29 protein-coding genes are annotated in these 17,903 nt (G+C 58.9%); 26 read left to right on the plus strand and 3 right to left on the minus strand.

The features are described from left to right. Window positions 1-407: 407 nt before the first annotated feature. From EQW76_RS00605 to EQW76_RS00615, 3 genes are all read right to left on the minus strand, one after another. The gene (locus EQW76_RS00605) at window positions 408-893 is read right to left on the minus strand and encodes a hypothetical protein (RefSeq protein WP_142822336.1); all 486 of its coding nucleotides are present in this window, start codon (window positions 891-893) and stop codon (window positions 408-410) included. A 6-nt stretch (window positions 894-899) separates the two neighbouring features. Further along, window positions 900-1,223, minus strand: a complete 324-nt coding sequence (locus EQW76_RS00610) for a hypothetical protein (protein WP_142822338.1) — start codon at window positions 1,221-1,223, stop codon at window positions 900-902. Between the two features lie 219 nt (window positions 1,224-1,442). Further along, a complete protein-coding gene (locus EQW76_RS00615) occupies window positions 1,443-2,207 on the minus strand; it encodes a S24 family peptidase (RefSeq protein WP_142822340.1) in 765 nt (254 codons plus the stop codon). A gap of 113 nt (window positions 2,208-2,320) precedes the next feature. On the opposite strand from EQW76_RS00615, the gene EQW76_RS00620 reads away from it, so the two are divergent. The 26 genes from EQW76_RS00620 (at window position 2,321) to EQW76_RS00740 (ending at window position 17,811) form a co-directional block, all read left to right on the plus strand. Then, window positions 2,321-2,578 (plus strand): Cro/CI family transcriptional regulator, encoded by a 258-nt coding sequence (locus EQW76_RS00620; protein ID WP_244616884.1) that lies wholly within the window; start codon window positions 2,321-2,323, stop codon window positions 2,576-2,578. Beyond that, a complete protein-coding gene (locus tag EQW76_RS00625) occupies window positions 2,575-2,883 on the plus strand; it encodes a hypothetical protein (protein WP_142822341.1) in 309 nt (102 codons plus the stop codon). Before EQW76_RS00620 ends, EQW76_RS00625 begins: the two co-directional genes overlap by 4 nt. Beyond that, entirely contained in the window at window positions 2,880-3,356 is a 477-nt protein-coding gene (locus EQW76_RS00630; RefSeq protein WP_161991109.1) for a hypothetical protein, read from the plus strand. The genes EQW76_RS00625 and EQW76_RS00630 overlap by 4 nt, the downstream gene beginning before the upstream one ends. After that, entirely contained in the window at window positions 3,353-3,538 is a 186-nt protein-coding gene (locus EQW76_RS00635; RefSeq protein ID WP_142822344.1) for a hypothetical protein, read from the plus strand. Before EQW76_RS00630 ends, EQW76_RS00635 begins: the two co-directional genes overlap by 4 nt. Continuing rightward, window positions 3,538-3,729 (plus strand): hypothetical protein, encoded by a 192-nt coding sequence (locus EQW76_RS00640; RefSeq protein ID WP_244616886.1) that lies wholly within the window; start codon window positions 3,538-3,540, stop codon window positions 3,727-3,729. Before EQW76_RS00635 ends, EQW76_RS00640 begins: the two co-directional genes overlap by 1 nt. Further along, on the plus strand, window positions 3,726-4,058 hold the full coding sequence (locus EQW76_RS00645) for a hypothetical protein (RefSeq protein ID WP_142822346.1): 333 nt from the start codon (window positions 3,726-3,728) through the stop codon (window positions 4,056-4,058). Before EQW76_RS00640 ends, EQW76_RS00645 begins: the two co-directional genes overlap by 4 nt. Beyond that, on the plus strand, window positions 4,055-4,204 hold the full coding sequence (locus tag EQW76_RS28970) for a hypothetical protein (RefSeq protein ID WP_153816600.1): 150 nt from the start codon (window positions 4,055-4,057) through the stop codon (window positions 4,202-4,204). The genes EQW76_RS00645 and EQW76_RS28970 overlap by 4 nt, the downstream gene beginning before the upstream one ends. Further along, entirely contained in the window at window positions 4,201-4,428 is a 228-nt protein-coding gene (locus tag EQW76_RS00650; RefSeq protein ID WP_142822348.1) for a hypothetical protein, read from the plus strand. The genes EQW76_RS28970 and EQW76_RS00650 overlap by 4 nt, the downstream gene beginning before the upstream one ends. A gap of 49 nt (window positions 4,429-4,477) precedes the next feature. Beyond that, entirely contained in the window at window positions 4,478-4,891 is a 414-nt protein-coding gene (locus tag EQW76_RS00655; RefSeq protein WP_142822350.1) for a hypothetical protein, read from the plus strand. A 3-nt stretch (window positions 4,892-4,894) separates the two neighbouring features. Next, window positions 4,895-5,500, plus strand: a complete 606-nt coding sequence (locus EQW76_RS00660) for a hypothetical protein (RefSeq protein ID WP_142822351.1) — start codon at window positions 4,895-4,897, stop codon at window positions 5,498-5,500. 2 nt (window positions 5,501-5,502) lie between these two features. Then, entirely contained in the window at window positions 5,503-6,069 is a 567-nt protein-coding gene (locus EQW76_RS00665; protein ID WP_142822353.1) for a hypothetical protein, read from the plus strand. A 90-nt stretch (window positions 6,070-6,159) separates the two neighbouring features. Then, window positions 6,160-6,387, plus strand: coding sequence for a hypothetical protein (locus EQW76_RS00670; protein WP_142822354.1), 228 nt, complete (start codon window positions 6,160-6,162; stop codon window positions 6,385-6,387). Next, window positions 6,387-6,875 carry a GcrA family cell cycle regulator gene (locus EQW76_RS00675; protein ID WP_142822355.1) on the plus strand — a complete coding sequence of 163 codons (489 nt, stop codon included), beginning with the start codon at window positions 6,387-6,389 and terminating at the stop codon, window positions 6,873-6,875. The genes EQW76_RS00670 and EQW76_RS00675 overlap by 1 nt, the downstream gene beginning before the upstream one ends. Beyond that, window positions 6,872-7,681, plus strand: a complete 810-nt coding sequence (locus EQW76_RS00680) for a hypothetical protein (RefSeq protein ID WP_244616888.1) — start codon at window positions 6,872-6,874, stop codon at window positions 7,679-7,681. Before EQW76_RS00675 ends, EQW76_RS00680 begins: the two co-directional genes overlap by 4 nt. Continuing rightward, window positions 7,678-8,892 carry a phosphoadenosine phosphosulfate reductase family protein gene (locus EQW76_RS00685; RefSeq protein ID WP_142822357.1) on the plus strand — a complete coding sequence of 405 codons (1,215 nt, stop codon included), beginning with the start codon at window positions 7,678-7,680 and terminating at the stop codon, window positions 8,890-8,892. The genes EQW76_RS00680 and EQW76_RS00685 overlap by 4 nt, the downstream gene beginning before the upstream one ends. A gap of 8 nt (window positions 8,893-8,900) precedes the next feature. Beyond that, window positions 8,901-11,402: a DNA methyltransferase gene (locus EQW76_RS00690; protein WP_244616890.1), complete on the plus strand. Its 2,502-nt coding sequence runs from the start codon at window positions 8,901-8,903 to the stop codon at window positions 11,400-11,402. After that, window positions 11,399-11,965 (plus strand): hypothetical protein, encoded by a 567-nt coding sequence (locus tag EQW76_RS00695; protein ID WP_142822360.1) that lies wholly within the window; start codon window positions 11,399-11,401, stop codon window positions 11,963-11,965. The genes EQW76_RS00690 and EQW76_RS00695 overlap by 4 nt, the downstream gene beginning before the upstream one ends. Further along, on the plus strand, window positions 11,962-13,407 hold the full coding sequence (locus EQW76_RS00700) for a DnaB-like helicase C-terminal domain-containing protein (RefSeq protein WP_142822361.1): 1,446 nt from the start codon (window positions 11,962-11,964) through the stop codon (window positions 13,405-13,407). Before EQW76_RS00695 ends, EQW76_RS00700 begins: the two co-directional genes overlap by 4 nt. Further along, a complete protein-coding gene (locus EQW76_RS00705; protein ID WP_142822363.1) occupies window positions 13,408-14,337 on the plus strand; it encodes a hypothetical protein in 930 nt (309 codons plus the stop codon). Next, entirely contained in the window at window positions 14,334-14,630 is a 297-nt protein-coding gene (locus tag EQW76_RS00710; RefSeq protein WP_142822364.1) for a hypothetical protein, read from the plus strand. Before EQW76_RS00705 ends, EQW76_RS00710 begins: the two co-directional genes overlap by 4 nt. Next, window positions 14,627-15,322, plus strand: coding sequence for a hypothetical protein (locus tag EQW76_RS00715; RefSeq protein ID WP_142822366.1), 696 nt, complete (start codon window positions 14,627-14,629; stop codon window positions 15,320-15,322). Before EQW76_RS00710 ends, EQW76_RS00715 begins: the two co-directional genes overlap by 4 nt. Then, window positions 15,319-15,912, plus strand: a complete 594-nt coding sequence (locus EQW76_RS29585; RefSeq protein WP_244616892.1) for a hypothetical protein — start codon at window positions 15,319-15,321, stop codon at window positions 15,910-15,912. The genes EQW76_RS00715 and EQW76_RS29585 overlap by 4 nt, the downstream gene beginning before the upstream one ends. Then, window positions 15,913-16,461, plus strand: a complete 549-nt coding sequence (locus EQW76_RS00725; protein WP_142822367.1) for a hypothetical protein — start codon at window positions 15,913-15,915, stop codon at window positions 16,459-16,461. Beyond that, window positions 16,458-17,276: a helix-turn-helix domain-containing protein gene (locus EQW76_RS00730; protein WP_142822369.1), complete on the plus strand. Its 819-nt coding sequence runs from the start codon at window positions 16,458-16,460 to the stop codon at window positions 17,274-17,276. The genes EQW76_RS00725 and EQW76_RS00730 overlap by 4 nt, the downstream gene beginning before the upstream one ends. Further along, window positions 17,273-17,518, plus strand: a complete 246-nt coding sequence (locus EQW76_RS00735; protein ID WP_142822370.1) for a hypothetical protein — start codon at window positions 17,273-17,275, stop codon at window positions 17,516-17,518. Before EQW76_RS00730 ends, EQW76_RS00735 begins: the two co-directional genes overlap by 4 nt. Further along, entirely contained in the window at window positions 17,518-17,811 is a 294-nt protein-coding gene (locus EQW76_RS00740) for a hypothetical protein (protein ID WP_244616894.1), read from the plus strand. Before EQW76_RS00735 ends, EQW76_RS00740 begins: the two co-directional genes overlap by 1 nt. Window positions 17,812-17,903 lie beyond the last annotated feature (92 nt).

Here is a 17,903-nt window from a genome sequence, read left to right on the forward strand (position 1 = left end):
ATTTTGTGTTCGGAGGTGCAATGGCAGCGGTTTTTCTCAGGGCTTGTCCCGCGCCGCCGATCAATCCGGCAGATCAATCCCATCGCGGTTGCCTCGTGCCAGGCTCATGAGGAATCAAAAATACCTGGGAGGCGTGACCCATAGCGCCCAGGGCCTGACGGTGTAGGGCATCCCCCTGTCGGCACCACGGCTTAGAACTCCTCCGCTTTGACCCGGCGGGTAAATTTTAAGTTGCTCCTAGCCGAAAGAAATAGGAGCGAGGAACGTGCTTTGGATCGCACGGCAGAGCTTGCTCTGGAAAAGGCACTGAGTATGCGCCCGGTCTATTCGGGTTCCCTTGGTCAGGGACTGACAGACGGCAAAGCGCCATACCCTGTCAGGCAGAAAAGGGGGAGAGTGTGTCTATGCTATGCTTGAGGGCAGTCGACAGGGCTAACGGTGAACCCGCCAGAGCCGGCTTTGAACGTGTAGCGGTATTCGGCGGACAGAACCTCACCGGACTTAAACTTGGAAAGCCAGAATGGGCACATACTCGGCAACTGTTCGGTTTTGAAAGCCGCAAAGTCGAGCGAGGGCAAATCGGTCTCAATCGCGTACGAATACACATATTGGCGATCGGAAAAGCTTATGTGATTGAGCGTTGTGACCGAATCTAGTTTCTTCGGAAGACCTTCGTTGATCTTCGCATCAATGACGACTGGCATCACGATCTGATCGGTGAACGGTCGGGATACAGCCAAACCAAGAACCACGAAGAACATGGCAGCCTTTTTTGATCGGCTCCGCACCATGCCCCCGAGACCTGCGCCTATAGCACCAAAGGCAGCGCCGACGAGGGCATAAATGGCCCAGGAAGGCCAGTTCGCAAGCATCAACGCAGTTATTCCCACCATGAAATCCTATCTCCCCATGTTCCCCAGCACTATGTCGACATTGGTATCGATGATGATGTGTAGATCGCGGATCATGCCAGCCGCGTTCAAGAGTGATGATCGAACATCCGACGAGGTGAGGGCGATCGCACCAACTTTTGCAGCGACCGTCTGCAGATCGATCACTTCGTCATGAGTTGTCCCGCTCGATGGTATGCCTATGGCTCTTCTCATTTCTCGGATCGTGGCGACGGATCTGTCTAACAGCCTCTTCTTCTCGAAGTCACCTAGCTTATCGACTTGATTGGCAGCTCGGACAAGCTCCGAAATAAATTCATTAATGCCGTTCATGGGTTAGCCTATACCACTGAAAAACGAATCACTTTCGACTCGACTCTCCTGCGAGTTGCTGCTTTCTTGTAGAGAACGAAAACAGAACGGCGGGTGATCAGGATGGCCGAAAAGCCGGAGATCGAGTTAAGCGTACCGACGTCAGAAGGATGGGTATTGGACGGCAATTTGGCCGTTTCTCGACGCTTCGAAGTCTCTGTGAAGCGCAAGCCGCTCAAGTTACCGCCTCGCGATATGGCCGCAGACGCGACCGATGATCGAAAGCCGCTCTAGCTCGACGGTAAATCGTTCAAGGTTCTGGTTGTCGGAAATGATGATCACTTGGGCCGGTTCGGAGAACGGCACCCGCTGCAGTCGCTTGATCTGTGGCTCTGTACGCCCGTCGCTGATCGCATAGACCGTGTCCGTAGACATTTGGTTTTGCCCGAGGTCGATCATCACGCGGTCGCCTGGCTGATAGGTCGGCGTCATTGAATCGCCGATGATCTCCATGATCAACGTTTGGGCAGGTGATACCTTCGCTTCCTTCCTGAGATAATCTTCTGGAATGAGCCATTCAGCCACGACAGGGTGGGCACTGAACGTCTGCGATCCGACACTGAGATTGATTACATCGCCGACAACACCGGATCCGGCACCCAGTTTCACGTCGATCTCTGGGATCGCACCGTCGACGGCCGGGCGCCAATGCTCACGGCTATAGCTTGCCGACGCATCATTCTGTTCCGTCTCTGCATCGTCAGGGTCGAATGACGATATGAGCGAGCTCTGTATACCTGTTCGCCCTACCGTCTGAACTTTAGGGCCTTCGCCTTTGTTGTAGGCGAGCCAATTGAGGTCTACCCCAGACAGCTCGCAAATCGCCGTTAGGCTGTCCAGCCCGACCTCCTTGCCGAGCTCCCAGTTTCCAACGGCGCCCCGGCTGACGGTTTTGCCTTTGCCGCTAACCGCCTCAGCAAAGCGCTCCTGCGACTTCATGCGCATGATTTCGACCCGGACAAACCTAATCCGCTCGCCACGTGCTGTGTCTACGTCTCTTTTTGATGCCATGCCGCGACTATGCATTACGAAAGCGCGCCTTTCACCGAAAGAGATGCTTGCAATCTGTTGAAAGTTATGCTTTCACTATGTGCATGGAAAACATCTGCACCAAAGCAATCAAAGATGCCGGCGGACCCGCAGCTCTCGCCAAAGAGATAGGCGGACTGACATCTCAAGCCGTTTCTCAATGGAAAAAGGTACCGGCCGAACGGGTACTCGAAGTGGAGCGCGTCACGGGAATATCGCGTCATGAGCTTCGTCCGGACGTGTTTGGTGCGGCAACACCTGCTCCCATCTCGGAGGCAGCCCAATGAGTGCCGCCCTCGCAATCCAAGACGCCCTGTCGCTGATCGATGCCCCGCATAAGTGGGCAAAGGAAGCCATCGCCCTCGACGGTGCCGGCAATGAGGTAAAGCCGCTCAGCGACAAGGCCAAGCGGTTCTGCATGATCGGCGCCCTGCAGCGCGTCCAGTGCTCGACGAGGGATTACGGCCAGGCCGTCCGGCTTATCCGAAAGGAATGCGGCAAGCAGTCGATCTTCGATTTCAACGACAATCATGGGCACGAGGCTGTCAAAAGCCTGATGAAGCGCGCCATACGCGCGGCGGAGGCGGCATGACAGTTCACCCGACCCAGGTGCGCACGCCCCGCAACGACATGGCTGGCCTGGCGAAGCTGATGGACAACATCGAGCGCGGCGGCCCTGTGGGCGAGATCCCCGTAGACATCAAGAAGGCAGCCTACAGCTTGGGCGCGGCGATCCGGTATCATATCGCGACCTCAAAATTGGACCTGGTGAAGCATGATGCGGTGATCGACGAGCTTATCGTCGAGGCGCTCATGAAGGCGAGAACTCGCCGGGTCGCTACGGTCGCCATTACGTCCCGCCAGCGTGATCTTCTTGAGCTGATCCGATCATATGCAGCCGAGAACGAGGGTCTATCGCCGTCGTACGCCGAGATGCGAGACCGCCTCGGCGTGAAGTCGAGAGCAACAATCCACCGACTGGTGACAGGGCTTGAGGAGCGCGGCGCGATCCGCCGTTTGTCCGGCCACGCGCGATCAGTCGTCATCGTGGGAGAGGCGGCATGAAGATCATTCATTGGTTGCTCCGCCTACGCTTCAACATCGCTGAACTGTTCTGCGTGGCCGTCCTTTGTCGCTTCCTCGACAGTGGAGGCTACGCCTCGGCCGGGGTGTGGTTTTTGCTGATGTTGGTTTTCTGCCCGAAAGCAAAGGATGCCACGGGCATCGATGATGTTGGAGGGCAATGATGGGAATTCCCGAGACGAAATCATCCCTCGATATCCGATCTGCTGTTGCCAGCCTGAGATCTGTCGCCACGCACGATGGCACATGGATCATCAACGATCCTGAAATTGGCAGCGTCTCCGCCCGGTCCAAGACAGAAGCAGAGCAAGAAGTTCAACGCCGGAAGGCTGAATTGAAGGGCAGGGCAGCATGACAAATCTCCGTGTCGGTATGAAGGTCGTTTGCATCGAAGGAGGTACTCAGTGCCCCGTTGGCTGCGTCGTCCTGAATGATTTCGTCAAGGCTGACAAAGGCAAGGTCTACACGGTCAGGGCAGTTGGGGTCGGCGCTATATCGCAGATGGCGATTATCCGACTGGTCGAAATTCCTGACCAGTGGGTCGATGTTCTTTTGCACGGTGAAATTATGCGCGGCGACGTTGTTTTTGACGCGGCCGCATTCCGGCCCGTCGTCGAACGAAAGACCGACATCAGCATCTTCAAGGCCATGCTCACGCCCTCCAAAGCGAGGATCGACGCATGAACATCGTGGCAGCACTCCTCGTCGCAGGCCTTGGCTTCTTTGCATTCGCTAAGTGGATGGACCGGTTCGTTGTCATCCAGGATGAGCGCGAGAACGGGCCGTATTTCGACAACGTCATTCAGTTTCCTATCAGGAGGCCCGCATGACAGCCGTCCTCATCTCCTTGGCCGCGGTGATCGTCGTCGGCTTTTTCGGATGCTTCATCACTGCACTCATTCGGTCTCTCGGCGGTCAGGCCCGAGACGAAGAGGCGTTCGGCGCCCCAGAGGGCGTGTTTCATTTCCAATACAAACTCCCAGACGCTGCGGGTTCCAATCATAGCGTTCGGGTTTCTTTCAATCATCGGTCTGCGTCTCAGGACGCCGGCTAACCAACATGGTGGCCACTGCCCTGCGCTCAACGTAGCCAGGCAGGTGACCATGATCAGACAAACTTCAAACCAAAAAGCGTCAAAAAGAACCGAAAACAGGGCCAAAGTAATGAGTACCGCAGAGATGTTTTCAGCTGGAGTAGCTGCGCAGTACGCGCGGAAGATGGTCGAGATTGAGAGCCGAGGGAATGGCGATCAGCTCAATGCGCTTGAACGGGTAGGGCGGGTTTGCGGGCTGAAGTCTCGTGCTCTCCGCCGGATCATCAACGGTGAGACCAGCCCCAGCTTGAGCGTCTTTGCGAGCATCAGGGCAGGATACCTCAACCTCTGCGAACGCCAAATCGAAAGGCTTCGCCACGAGGTGGAGACGGACAAGGTGAGGTACGGGGATGCTGCTTTTGCAGATCTGGATGAAGAGATTGAAACGCTGGCTGAGAAGGTCCGGCAAGCAAAGGGACGGTGAATAATGAAGCCGAACGACCACAACATAGCAACCATCAGCGAGGCGGATAAGGCGATCCTGTGGTCGATCCATACCCGCAAGGTTCGCGAGCTCAAGGCCAAGGCCAAAGAGATTACAAAGCAGATCGCAGACCAGACAGCAGAGGCCAAGAACGACGGGTTCGATAAGAAGGAAATCCTCGACTACGTCGACGTGATGACCTCCGACGACCAGAAGAAGCACGTCGCCAAATTCAACATGATGAAGCGCAACCGCATCCGGCTTGGTCTGATCCCGGATGATCGCGGCGGCGACCTTCTGACCGACAGAGCAAGCCGTGAGCAGCTTATCGAGGCCGACGGCTACGAGTGTGGCCTGAACGGGTTCGAGCGCGTCTCCAAGATGTCTGCCGGATCCCCTGACGACAAGCTCTGGCTGTCAGCTTACCAGCGCGGCCAGGACGACTATGGCCAGAATTGGCAGCGCGTCATGGAAGAAAAGAAGGCCCGGCGCGAGGCTCAGGAGGCTTCAAGTTCCAAGGAATCGCCACCGGTCCAGGGCGATGAACCGTTAGGCACGGTCGAAGAAGGGCGTGAGTGGGCCGCGGCCGCTCCCGACACGGTGAACTAGCCATGGCCTTCGAACGCGCAAAAATCGAAATCAAGGCGGCATCGGTCGGCACCGGCTTCAAGGTCACGCTTGGCAAGATGAGAGGATCGTCGGCCAAGATGAAATTCTCGCTGACCGTGGCGCTGGCCAAGACCTTCGGCTGGTCTGACGGCGACAAGCTCGAGGTCTTCATCGGGACGGGCTCGGATCATGGCATGATGCGGTTCCGCAAGAACAATAGCGTCGGCGATGCGCCGGTCGTGTTCCGTAAGGCCACTAAGGGCGATTGGGTATCCGTCTCGCTCGGTCATCAGCCCGCGTTCGTCGACGAGGCTCAGACCGCAGCCTGGGTCCAATTCGAGCAGATCGAAGACGGCTTTGTCGAGGTCGTGCTGCCGCGCTGGGCAGACAAGACTGCGCCGGCTAAGGCCAAGGATGATGCCGCCGCCCCGACCGCACCCGTCCGGCAGCCGCCCGCCGCCCGTCCGACGGTGCCACAGCGATCCGCCAGCATGACGGCCGGACTGATGGGCGATCCACCACCGAACCGGCGCGAGATGCTCGCCAAGATGGGCGACGTCAAAGTCTGAGTTCCCTATAGCCGGCGCAGACCTCCCAAGCCGCCGGCCACTAGCAGCGCGAATGCTGCTTCCTTTCCCCTTTAGAGAAACAGGCCAGCCGTGAGCATCAAGGTCGTCATCCAAGCGAAAAATGAGGCCATCCTTGAAAGGGAGGCTCTTCACTACGGCGTCAACGCCACGGCGATGGCGAAGGCGATCATCGACACTGTCGCTCGGGAAGGCCTGGTTCATCAAATCCTAGCCGGGATCAACGTCGAGTCTTTCCAGCAGCGCAAGCGCGGTAGGCCAATCACGGTATCCAAAGCCACCACTTCGAGGAAAAGCTGATGCTGACACGAGGATTTTCATGGACCGACCAGAACGTCGACATTCTCCGGCAAATGCTGGGCAACGGCTCTCCGGCGTCTGAAATAGCGGCCCGTCTCGGGTGCTCACGCAACGCAGTGATCGGCAAGGCCCATCGTATCGACGTCGCAATGAATGGGGCTCGGGCCAAAGGCTCGGCTGTTTTGTCTCGTACCGTCAAGCTCGCCGACCGTCGCAGCCGTCGCGTAGCCGGACTTCCGGCAGAGCCGCAGGAGTTCGACGGCTTCGATCTGGCATCAGAGCCGACGCCGGTCGCTCACAAGACGATCACACAGGGCCTCAACGCACGCGATTGCCGCTGGCCTATGGGGAATGTCGAAGGCGAGCAGACGTTCTGCTGTGAGGAGACCGTGGCTGGCTGCAGCTGGTGCCCGGAGCATCGGGCGAGGGTGTTCGTGCCTCGGGCGTCGGGATCACAGCCTGTCATGGACCGGAGGGCACGGGCATGAGCCAGAAGAAATTTTACCCCGGGAAAGTCATCGGTCGGTTGCGGCTGTGTGAAGAAATAGAGAGTGGCTGGGCCTGCGAGTGCAGCTGCGGACGAAAGCCGATTTTTGGTGAGAATTACCTTTCACAGGTGAGATCCTGTGGCTGCATCGTCATCCTCGCTCTCGATCTTGCGACGAACTCCGGATGGGCTGTGCGGTTTAGCTGGCGCGATCCGTCGGCCATCATCTGCGGCACATTCAACGTTGGCGAGAACGACGCGGGCGAGGATGTGTCCTGGGAGACCAAATACGCACTAACCGGTAATCAGGTCTATCGGCTCATCATGGAGCATAAGCCGGATTTCGTCGTCATCGAGGAAGCCGAGCATCGGGTAGCTCAGTTCTCGAAGAAGAAAAAGAACCCGATGACGGGGCAGGTTGAAGAGACCAACACCATCAATCCGGCCGCTTTGCAGCTAACCGGCATATCGGGCGCTGCTATCGCCATCTGCATGATGCTCGGCATTCCGTGCGGCACCATCCCGTCCAGGTCCTGGCACTCGAAATACCATGGCAAGGGCGTCAAGCCCGGTCCGAAAGAGGATTGGAAGGACGTTGCGATCCGAGCTTGCGAGCTTGAGCATATCCCGCTCCCACCCACGAAGAAGGCCCAACGCGATGCTGCCGAAGCGGTCTGCATTTCCGCGTGCTGGCACTGGAGCAACATCCTCGACCTCGCTTGGATGCGGAAACGCTTCATGGACCTAAGGACAGGCGCCACGCGCGTGCTCGCCGAGCGCCGCGAACAATCGAAGGTGGCGGCATGACATTCCAACCCACTCTGTTCTCAGGCTCAACCCGACTGGTCTATGACGACGCCATCGATATGACCCTTCAGTCGATGCAGGCCTATGGCCCGGCTCATGATCACTGGGCGATCGCTTTCTCTGGCGGCAAGGACAGCTCGGCGACAATGACCCTGATCATGCATCTGATCGAGGTCGGCCGGCTCCAAGCTCCGAAGACGTTGACCGTCTTTTACGCTGATACCCGGCTTGAACTGCCGCCGCTCGCCATGTCGGCCGAGCGACTGATCGCCCAGATGAGGTCAAAGGGCGTTCGCTGCGAGATCGTCACTGCGCCGCTCGACAAGCGCTTCATGGTCTACATCCTCGGCCGCGGCGTTCCACCCCCAAACAATAACACGCTCCGTTGGTGCACACGTCAGATCAAGGTGGATCCGATGACGGATGCCATCGCGAAACGACTCGAAGAGCTCGACGGCAATGTCCTGATGATCACCGGCGTCCGGCAGGGCGAAAGCGCGATCCGTGACGGACGCATCGAGATGTCTTGCGGCAAGGATGGTGCCGAGTGCGGGCAGGGCTGGTATCAGCAGGTTCTTCCGCAGGCGAAGGGTATACGAGGCCGGATCGCGACCCTCGCTCCCTTGCTCCACTGGCGCGTCTGCAATGTCTGGGACTGGCTTAAGATCTACGCCCCCATGCCGGAATACGGCGGTTGGGAAACGCGGACGGTTGCCGACGCTTATGGCGGTGAGGAGGCCGAAGAGATCAATGCAAGAACTGGCTGCACTGGCTGCCCGCTTGCATCGAAAGATACCGCGCTCGACACCGTCGTCGCCATGCCGAGCTGGTCGCACCTAACGCCGCTCCAAGGCCTTAAGCCCCTTTGGCGCGAGATACGCAAGCCAGAGCATCGTCTCAAGAAGGCTGGGCTTGAACGGCTCAAAGACGGATCGATAGCGGCCAATCCGCAGCGCATGGGTCCGCTCACCTTCGCCGCTCGGCTGATGGCCCTCGATCGTGTCTTGAAGATCCAATCGGACTGCAATGCGGAAGCCGCGCGCCGCGGGCTAGCCGGAATCAACATTCTCGATATCGAGGAAGAGGCCCGCATCCGCGAACTGATAGCTGCCGAGACCTGGCCACAGGGCTGGGATGGCGATGAGCCGACCGCCGACACCCCGATGGACACCGTCTTTGCAGACGGCTCAGTCCAACCGCTGTTTCTGTGAGGGTCATGATGTCCTATCGAGATTTTCTCCAAAACAAGGTCCGCCTCGCACCGGTGTCTGGCTTCGAGATCGAAGACGACGAGATCAATCCAATCCTCAAGCCTCATCAGCGCGACATGGTCCGTTGGGCGGTTCGTGGCGGCAAGCGGGCGATCTTCGCAGCATTCGGTCTCGGCAAGTCTGTCATCCAGATCGAAGTCCTGCGCATCGTCGCCGCAAAGGCGGCCGGCCGTGGACTGATCGTTCTGCCACTTGGTGTCCGACAGGAGTTCCGGCGCGATGGTCTGATGCTCGGCGTCGAAATCAAGTTCATCCGCAGCGTGGCCGAAGCCGGCGAAACTGGCATCTACATGACGAACTATGAGACCGTCCGGGACGGCAAGATTGACCCGAACGATTTCACGGCCGTCACGCTCGACGAGTCGTCGGTTCTTCGCTCCTACGGCTCGAAGACCTATCAGACCTTCCTCACGCTTTTCGATGGCGTCCGGTACCGCTTTGTCGCCACCGCTACGCCTAGTCCGAACCGTTACAAGGAGCTGATCCACTACGCTGGCTTCCTCGGAATCATGGACACCGGGCAGGCTCTGACACGGTTCTTCCAGCGAGACAGCACCCAAGCGAACAACCTCACCCTATACCCCCACAAGGAACGCGAGTTCTGGCTCTGGCTCAACTCGTGGGCCATCTTCCTGCAGAGCCCAGCAGATCTCGGTCACTCCGCCGTCGGCTACGATCTGCCGCCTTTCCAGGTGATCTATCACGAGGTCCGCTCTGACATCGCTGACGGAGGTACCGATCGCGACGGGCAATCTGCGATGTTCAAGGACATGGCCCTAGGCGTCGTCTCGGCCTCCAAGGAGAAACGCGACACGCTCGACGCTCGCATCGACGCGATGACAAGGATCCTTGCCGCCGCGCCGGACGATCATTTCATCATTTGGCACGACCTCGAGGATGAGCGCCGCGCCATCGAGAAGGCGGTACCAAGTTCGGTTTCGATCTACGGAACACAGGACCTTGAGAAGCGCGAACAGACGATCGTCGATTTCAGCGACGGCAAGTTCCAGTATCTCGCCGCCAAGCCTGTGATCGCTGGCTCTGGATGCAACTTCCAGCGCCACTGCCACAAGGCCATCTTTCTCGGCATCGGCTTCAAGTTCAACGACTTCATCCAGGCGCTGCACCGGATCTACCGGTTCCTGCAAACCAGCCAGGTCGAAATTCACATCATCTACGCCGAGAGCGAGCGCGAAGTGCTGCGGACTCTGCAGGGCAAGTGGGAGGCGCATAACCGCATGGTCGACAAGATGTCCGAAATCATCCGCGAGCATGGGCTCGACAAGCTGAGCGCCGCCGACGTTCTCACCCGATCGATCGGCGTGGAACGCATTGAAGCCAAGGGCGAGGGGTGGCTTGTCGCCAACAACGATTGCGTCGAGGAAACCCGCTCGATGGCCGATAACTCCGTCGACATGATCGTCACCTCGATCCCATTCTCTAACCACTACGAGTACACGCCGAGCTACAACGACTTCGGCCACACCGACAGCGACGATCATTTCTTTTCGCAGATGGACTTTCTGACGCCCGAGCTTCTCCGGGTTCTCAAGCCCGGCCGGGTCTACGCCTGCCACACCAAAGACCGGATCATGTTCGGCAACGTGACGGGCATGGGGATGCCGACGGTCAACCCCTTCCACATGAAGACGGCCATGAATGCGATCTCCCATGGCTTTGCCTACATGGGCATGATCACGATCAACACCGACGTTGTGCGCGAGAACAACCAGACCTATCGCCTCGGTTGGAGCGAGAACTGCAAGGACGGCACCAAAATGGGCGTCGGCTCGCCGGAGTACGTCCTGCTGTTCCGCAAGCTGCCGTCCGACAACTCGAAGGCCTATGCCGACGACCGCGTTGCCAAGAGCAAGGATGACTACACCCGCGCCCGCTGGCAGGTCGATGCTCACGCATTCTGGCGCTCATCCGGCGATAGGATGCTTACACCTGATGAGTTGGCGGCCATGGGCCCGGACAAGCTCGCGAAGGCTTTCACCGAATGGACGCTCAAGAACGTCTACGACTATGAGACCCATATCCGCATCGGAGAGGCACTCGAAGTCCGCGGCGCCCTGCCTTCCACCTTCATGAGCCTGGCGCCCGGTGCGCATGACGCTTTCACCTGGCATGACGTCAACCGAATGCGGACACTGAACGGCGATCAAACCAAGAAGGGGCTCGAAAACCATATCTGCCCGCTTCAATTCGATATCGTTGATCGCCTGATCAAACGGTTCTCGAATGAAGGTGATCTAATCTTTGATCCGTTCGGCGGTCTCTTCACCGTCCCATATCGCGCCCTGAAGCTTGGCCGGCGCGGACGGGCGGCTGAACTGAACCCCGGCTACTTCCTCGACGGGATCAAATACCTCGAAGCCATGGAGCGAGAAGTCTCGACGCCAACCATGTTCGACGTCTTCGAACAGCCTGCAGAGGTAGCAGCATGACAGTCACAGCATCGAAATATTCTCGGGCCGAAAACGATCTATACCAAACCGAGCCGTGGGTGACTGAAGCCCTCATCCGGCATTTCCCGGTCGACGGACTTACCGTCTGGGAGCCCGCCGCTGGCAATCATCTGATGGTTGATGTTCTTCGAGAGCATGCATCGATGGTGATCTCTACAGACATCGCCCGATACGACCGTGACCACGATCAAATGTACGATTTCCTCGTTGCCAAGGGTGGTTGGCCGCACAGCGATGCGATCATCACCAACCCGCCTTATGGAAAAGGAAACCGCGACGCGCGACTGTTCGCCGAATATGCCCTGACGCGATGCAAAGGCCTTGTAGCCCTGTTGTTGACGGCGAAGTTCGATTTCGGAAACACCCGTTCTCACCTGTTCCGTGACAATGCCCCGTTCGCGGCGAAAATAGCTCTAACAGATCGCATCAGCTGGACGCTCGACGGCGTCACCGGGACAGAGGACCACGCCTGGTATGTCTGGACGGAAAAGCCGCGGCTGCCACGCGCGCCGGTCATCCTCTATGCGGGGAGGCGAGCATGAACATGGCCCCCAGAGATTTCATGGACCGCGTCACCGAAGACGACTTGATCGAAGCCGAGCAAGATGTCTTGGCCGCGCTGATGGTCGAGAACGAGCTTCTGTCCGAAACCGGGTTGGAGGATATCGACTTTCTCGAAGGCCTTCACCAGACAATATATGCCAGCATTGAGAAGCTTTCCACCAGCAATCAAGCGGCCAGTGCGGTGACGCTTAAGCCGTTCGTCCCGAAGGAGCTGATCCGAAGCACGATCACGCCGGCTCAATACCTCATGATGCTGCAACGCCGCGGAGCTGATCCGGACAATCGCCGGAAGTTCGAGGCTGCGCTCCAGATTATCAAGGGTAAATCGCTTGCCCGCCAGATCGGCAATGAAGCCCAGTATATGGCGTCAATGGCTTCTGAAGGGCACAGCTTGCTCACGTTGGGCGACGAGCTAGAACAGCTTGAAAACCGCGTAAAGGAGATGAAGGCCCGGTTCTCCGAGACCACGGCGATCACCTCACCAGGCAACAGCTATTTGGCAATGTTTCAGGCATCAGCCAAGCGGGACGGTGTTGTCGGCGTGCCGATAGCATTTCCGGAGTTGGCCAAGGTGTTGTCTGAGCCGGTGTTTGAGGCTGGCAATCTCTATGGCCTGCTGTCGTCAAGTGGCGAAGGAAAGACCAGTTTCACGGTCCACTTGATCTATCACGCGATCACACACGGCCACCCGGTGCTATTCCTGTCCTACGACCAGTCGGCAGCCCAGTGCGTCAGGCAGATGATCTCCCAGGTCCACTCGATCGATCTGAACCAGCAGCGCGACCCGATGGGCAAGATGACGGACATGGAGCGCGACACCTGCGTCCAATTCGCCAATTGGATCAACCAGCAGCCTTTCCAGGTCGTCCGTTGCCAGCGGGAAGGGATCGATCGCCTCGTCGCCTACACCCGCCGGTTCGTCAAGAAGTTCGCCAACGGCAAGACGCCCTTCGTTGTGCTCGACCACATCGGCAAGGTGAAGCCGAAAGACGCGAAGCTTTCCGCCGACCGCATCTCTGGCGATGTCACTGTCGAGGCCAAGGCATGCGCCGATGAGACCTCATCCGCCTGGCTGATCCTGAACCAGCGCAACGGGGCAGGCGACAAGCGCGACAATCCCCGGCCGATCGCTGCTGACCTCTACGGCGGCACTGGCGCCCGAGCCGACTACGACGCCGTGGCGACTATCTACAGCCCCGAAAAGTACAAGGCCGAACGCGAGAAGATAGCTTCGAATCCTTCCGACTGGGCAAAGATCAATCGCGTGTTCGGATCGGACATCGAGGGGCATCGCGAGATCGCCGTCATCAAAAGCCGGTTCGGCGATCCCAACATTACAGAGACCATGGATTTCATCGGCCGCTACACGCGGTTCGCTTCGAAGCCCAAGCCTGTCCACACTCAAGAACGGATGCTGTAGATGAGGTGGAATGGTCCAGAAAGCCAATGGTCTGGCGGGCTCGCGCATTGGGTGACGGGCGATCGCGCATATCTGTCGGTCGCCTTCACCTTCAAACTGCCCGAGGCGCGCAAGCTGGCGATCTACTACGCCGCGACCGGCAAGAAGGTCTTTGCCGGCGGTCCCGCGCTCGCCCATATCAAGACGCAGAAGTTCCTAGAGGACGTGGCGTGGGTGCCGCGTGGCGCCGGCAATCCCGGTCGCATGGATGGAGCTTTGCAGCGGCATAACCCAGCCGCGACGATCGCCAGCCGTGGTTGCTCAGAAAAATGCTCATTCTGCATCGTGCCATTCATGGAAGGCGACTTCACGGAACTGCCTGATTTCCCGGTGCTGCCGGTACTTTGCGACAACAATCTGTCCGGCTTGCCGGGGGAATATCAGGATCACATCGTCGGCCGCTATCAGGCTGAAGGGGTTCCGCTCATCGACGCCAACAGCGGCTTCGAGCCTCGCACCTTCTCCGCGACCGTCTTCGAACGCTGGCGCGTGATCAACTGCGGCGTCTGGCGCCTTGCCTATGACGATCTGGTCGAGCGCGACTTCATCAAAGAGGCGATGGCGATCCTGCGGAAAGCCGGTGTCCCTCCGCGCAAGGTCCAGATCTACACTCTACTCGGCAATGAGCCATACGAGGCCTGCATGCAGCGTGTCCATGAAGTCATCGAATGGGGCGGAGAACCTTACTGCCAGCCGCTCATGAAGCTGGTCGCCCTCACTCGCGACCCGCACGTCAAACACGACTGGACCGCCAAGAAGCTGCGCGGCGTTGCCCGATGGGCGAACAACCGCATGTGGCGATCGGCGGCTCCCCGTTTCGAAGATTACGACCCATCCGTCCGTCGCGCGCCTCGCGCCCGCTACGACGCCAGCCAAGGATTGTTCATATGAACGTTCTCGAAGCCTACGCCACCCCTTGTGTCGGCGGATATCACGGCATGGTCCGGTATTCGCATAAGGCCCAGGCATGGCCAGTGATGCGCGGTGAGCAGCCCATCGTCTTCAAGGTGGAGTCAGCGGCGATCATCGCGGCCCAGGACCAGCTGATCCGGCACATCAACGGAACACTGCGATCGAGCGGGTTCAAAATGGATGCGGCGAAGGCCTCAGCCGAGAAGCTTTTCACCCGCCAACGCGGATCCAGCAAGACCACGGCAATCGAGATCAAGAGGAGGGGAGCATGAAACTGATGAAAGGGAGCGAACCCTCATTCATGACAGCCGAGGAGGCTGCGAACCGGAGAGGATATGCGTCTCTATCCGAGCTTGCGCTGCGTGACGGCCTCGAGGGCATCTTGAGACAGCGGTTGCCAGACGCCCGGATCGTCCATGAGCTTGTAATGGGGGCGAGGGAGGTCCGCGCGGATGTCGTGGCGATCTCCCCGGGCCATATCGCTGCAGTCGAGGTCAAGGGCGCCTATGACAACGTGTCCCGCCTTCTGCACCAAGTCGGCATGTTTCAGCTCTGCGTGCCCGAGGTATGGGTTTGCTGCGCCAAGGAGCACGCGGAAGATGCCCGGCTGATCCGGCACCTGCTGCCGAGCGTCGGTCTGATCGTCGGGTCCAACCTCGACAGGCACTATCACCGTGGCGACAAGGTGCAGCCCCTGGACCTCCAGATTGAAGCCGAGCCTGTGCCTCGGCCTGTCGTGCCTCAGATGATGCTGGAAATGCTGTGGGCCGAAGAGCTTCGCGCCTCCTGCCACATGCTCAAGATCTCGGTGACGTCGGCCACGACCCGGCCAAAGGCGATTGCCTGCCTGTTGGAGTTCGCCACGCCACAAGAATTGATGGCGGTGACATGCGCCCAGCTCAGGGCCAGAGACGCGATCTGGCGCGCCGACAATCCGATTGCAGTTGAAAGGGCAGGAGCATGAAGACCATCGACGAACTCGTCGCTTACTTCGATCAGGCGAAGCGGGAATGTGACGACCAAATCGCCCGTCTCGCCAATACAGAGCCGACACAACGCACCCCTGAAGCCACTATCGGCAAGTGGATGGCTGACTACTCGGAACAGCGCCAGATTGTGCGGGACACGGCGTCGTACCTATCGGCCCTGCATTCGATCAAGGCGAAGCCCAGCTTTCAGGACCGCGTTGCCTTGGCCCACGGGCCTTTGTTCAGCGACGATCCAACCGACGTCGCAGAGCGCAGCGCCCGCTTCTTCGAGGAAAGCAACGAGACCTGCCAGGCGTTCGGCATGACGCGCGAGGAAGCCCACGCTCTCGTCGATTACGTCTACGGCAGGCCGGTCGGCGAACCGGCCAAGGAGATCGGTGCCGCGTCGCTGACGCTGACCTCGCTTTGCATCGTGGCCGGTTACGACCGCGCCGGCTGCGAGGAAGCCGATCTAGAGAAGCTCGTCCGCCCCGAGACGATTGCTCGCATCCGTGCCAAGCGCGCGACACGGCATGGCAGAGGAGCGCTTCCGGGGTTTGATCCATCTGCGACGGAGGTTGAATAGATGACGGAAGTGATGACGCGGGCTGACCGCGAAACGTTGATAAAGATTGCTCGCCAGCGAGAGCGGCTAGCGAAAAGCGAAGCTAAAGATCGTGCGGCTCAATTGGCTGCTGACTTCGAGAAGCAACTCGATCGTCGATATCAGTACGACGACAATGAAATATGGTCCCAAGCTGCCAAGTTGGCGGAAGAGGCCATCGCTGGCGCAACTGCCAAAATAACCGATGAATGTGACCGTCTCGGCATACCGAAGGAGTTCGCTCCAAGCCTGAACCTAAACTGGTACAGCAGAGGGCGGAACGCGAGCAAGGAGGAGCGTGCCGAGATGAGGCGCGTGGCCGCTAAGCAGATCGAGGCTATGCAGAAGGCTGCCATGACGGCGATCGAACGCCGGTCTGTCGAGACGCAGGAGAAGATCATGGTTGGCGGCCTTTCTACCACTGATGCGCGTCTCTTTCTTGATGGAATGCCAACTGCCGATAGTCTGATGCCGGCCATCGGCATAGACCGGGTGGAAAGCCTACTCCTTGAGGGAAAGGCAAAGCCATGACCCTGTTAGCCCGCCAATACGACAACGCCACCGACATGCTGGCCGGTGCCCATGCCGTCCGTACGCGGCTCATGAGGCCAAAGAACGCCTTCAGGATCGTTGAGGCATTGCCGGCGCCCGTTGCCACCGTTCCACTGCCAGCTGATCTAGGCGCCCCTCTGTGGATGCAACAGGGAATCCATTTCGATGCCCACGTCAGGCACTGGGAATGGCGTCTGGCTAATCCGGGAGGCGACCGCCGCGAATTTGTTGCCAGGCGCTGCGATGAACTTGGCTTGAAGCATTCCGATTTCGTCGGATCTAGCCAGAAGGCGGGACTGACCGGCAAACGGCAGATCATCTGGTACGAGCTGAGGCTCAACTTCAATCTTTCCTATCCGCAGATCGGCGCGATGTCCGGCGGCCGTGACCACTCGACAATTCTGAGCGGCGTCAGGCGGATCGCCAAGATCATGGACGCGGAAGTCCCCGGCAGCCTGTCCGACGCCGGCCGCCTGTCGTCAGACCGAGAGCTGAATAACCGGATGAGGCGGGAATACGCCAAGGGCGCCACACAAGCCGATCTGGCCGAAAAGTACGGCCTGTCCCTAGGCGCTATCCAGAAGGTTGCTCAGCTCGAAAAATGGCCGCGCGAGTGTCAAAAGGTTGCCAAGAGATATGACCTGGCCGGCATTTTCGATGCCTACTACGCCGGGTGGCCGATCAAGGAAATCACCGAGAAATTCCAATTGCCCGAGCGGACGCTCCGGGGCCTGAGGCAGCGGTTCGGATGGGCGAAGCGGGGCCTACGGGGCATCCAGGAGAAAAAGGCATGACCGAGGGTGAGACCAGCAGCGCCTCCATGTCATCATCAAAACGCCAAGCCGCCGCCTCCATTACTAAGGCGGAGACGGCGACCGGCACGCACCCGGTTCTAAGCGGGGCGTCGCATCTCTCAGAGGCTACGACGCGCCCCAAAGTAACTCCGGTGGATCTGACTGGCTTTCAAGATTTTGATATTTATTCGCAGAGTGAACCGAAATCTGCACCTACGTCGGCATCGATGGAGCGGGTCTAATGATGGTCGACCGCATCCCCTGCTGCGTTCCGTACTGCCGCCGCACGTTCAAGAACGACGAGGGATGCAAGGAGGTCATCTGTGGAAAGCACTGGCGGCTTGCGTCGCCGGTGTTGCGTCGTCGCAAGATCAAGCTTTTCCGAATGTACACCAAGCGGTTCGGCGAAAATGGATTTTGGGCATATCCGGCAGGCTCTGCCAAGCGCATCGAGGCGGTGAGGCTTGATCGGCTGTGCGGACTGATTTGGGAACGCTGCAAAACGCAAGCGATCGAGAGGGCCATGGGCATATGAGCAAAGGCAGGCTAGACGCATTGCTGGACGGGCTCGGGATCAAACTAGTTCCCGTGTACCGACGTCGTGCGGCTGCTCAAAGCCATGCCCGA

It is taken from the genome of Rhizobium sp. rho-13.1, assembly GCF_007000305.1.
GTDB lineage: Bacteria > Pseudomonadota > Alphaproteobacteria > Rhizobiales > Rhizobiaceae > Rhizobium > Rhizobium rhododendri.

Bases quoted from the DNA above. Each gene is read 5' to 3' on its own strand.
- EQW76_RS00675 (WP_142822355.1), top strand. From the start codon at position 6,387: ATGCTGACACGAGGATTTTCATGGACCGACCAGAACGTCGACATTCTC.
- EQW76_RS00640 (WP_244616886.1), top strand. From the start codon at position 3,538: ATGGGAATTCCCGAGACGAAATCATCCCTCGATATCCGATCTGCTGTT.
- EQW76_RS00615 (WP_142822340.1), bottom strand. From the start codon at position 2,207: ATGCGCATGAAGTCGCAGGAGCGCTTTGCTGAGGCGGTTAGCGGCAAA.
- EQW76_RS00645 (WP_142822346.1), top strand. From the start codon at position 3,726: ATGACAAATCTCCGTGTCGGTATGAAGGTCGTTTGCATCGAAGGAGGT.
- EQW76_RS00625 (WP_142822341.1), top strand. From the start codon at position 2,575: ATGAGTGCCGCCCTCGCAATCCAAGACGCCCTGTCGCTGATCGATGCC.
- EQW76_RS00680 (WP_244616888.1), top strand. From the start codon at position 6,872: ATGAGCCAGAAGAAATTTTACCCCGGGAAAGTCATCGGTCGGTTGCGG.
- EQW76_RS00610 (WP_142822338.1), bottom strand. From the start codon at position 1,223: ATGAACGGCATTAATGAATTTATTTCGGAGCTTGTCCGAGCTGCCAAT.
- EQW76_RS00630 (WP_161991109.1), top strand. From the start codon at position 2,880: ATGACAGTTCACCCGACCCAGGTGCGCACGCCCCGCAACGACATGGCT.
- EQW76_RS00655 (WP_142822350.1), top strand. From the start codon at position 4,478: ATGATCAGACAAACTTCAAACCAAAAAGCGTCAAAAAGAACCGAAAAC.
- EQW76_RS28970 (WP_153816600.1), top strand. From the start codon at position 4,055: ATGAACATCGTGGCAGCACTCCTCGTCGCAGGCCTTGGCTTCTTTGCA.
- EQW76_RS29585 (WP_244616892.1), top strand. From the start codon at position 15,319: ATGAAGACCATCGACGAACTCGTCGCTTACTTCGATCAGGCGAAGCGG.
- EQW76_RS00710 (WP_142822364.1), top strand. From the start codon at position 14,334: ATGAACGTTCTCGAAGCCTACGCCACCCCTTGTGTCGGCGGATATCAC.
- EQW76_RS00660 (WP_142822351.1), top strand. From the start codon at position 4,895: ATGAAGCCGAACGACCACAACATAGCAACCATCAGCGAGGCGGATAAG.
- EQW76_RS00690 (WP_244616890.1), top strand. From the start codon at position 8,901: ATGTCCTATCGAGATTTTCTCCAAAACAAGGTCCGCCTCGCACCGGTG.
- EQW76_RS00725 (WP_142822367.1), top strand. From the start codon at position 15,913: ATGACGGAAGTGATGACGCGGGCTGACCGCGAAACGTTGATAAAGATT.
- EQW76_RS00605 (WP_142822336.1), bottom strand. From the start codon at position 893: ATGGTGGGAATAACTGCGTTGATGCTTGCGAACTGGCCTTCCTGGGCC.
- EQW76_RS00715 (WP_142822366.1), top strand. From the start codon at position 14,627: ATGAAACTGATGAAAGGGAGCGAACCCTCATTCATGACAGCCGAGGAG.
- EQW76_RS00730 (WP_142822369.1), top strand. From the start codon at position 16,458: ATGACCCTGTTAGCCCGCCAATACGACAACGCCACCGACATGCTGGCC.
- EQW76_RS00635 (WP_142822344.1), top strand. From the start codon at position 3,353: ATGAAGATCATTCATTGGTTGCTCCGCCTACGCTTCAACATCGCTGAA.
- EQW76_RS00705 (WP_142822363.1), top strand. From the start codon at position 13,408: ATGAGGTGGAATGGTCCAGAAAGCCAATGGTCTGGCGGGCTCGCGCAT.
- EQW76_RS00695 (WP_142822360.1), top strand. From the start codon at position 11,399: ATGACAGTCACAGCATCGAAATATTCTCGGGCCGAAAACGATCTATAC.
- EQW76_RS00700 (WP_142822361.1), top strand. From the start codon at position 11,962: ATGAACATGGCCCCCAGAGATTTCATGGACCGCGTCACCGAAGACGAC.
- EQW76_RS00740 (WP_244616894.1), top strand. From the start codon at position 17,518: ATGATGGTCGACCGCATCCCCTGCTGCGTTCCGTACTGCCGCCGCACG.
- EQW76_RS00650 (WP_142822348.1), top strand. From the start codon at position 4,201: ATGACAGCCGTCCTCATCTCCTTGGCCGCGGTGATCGTCGTCGGCTTT.
- EQW76_RS00735 (WP_142822370.1), top strand. From the start codon at position 17,273: ATGACCGAGGGTGAGACCAGCAGCGCCTCCATGTCATCATCAAAACGC.
- EQW76_RS00685 (WP_142822357.1), top strand. From the start codon at position 7,678: ATGACATTCCAACCCACTCTGTTCTCAGGCTCAACCCGACTGGTCTAT.
- EQW76_RS00665 (WP_142822353.1), top strand. From the start codon at position 5,503: ATGGCCTTCGAACGCGCAAAAATCGAAATCAAGGCGGCATCGGTCGGC.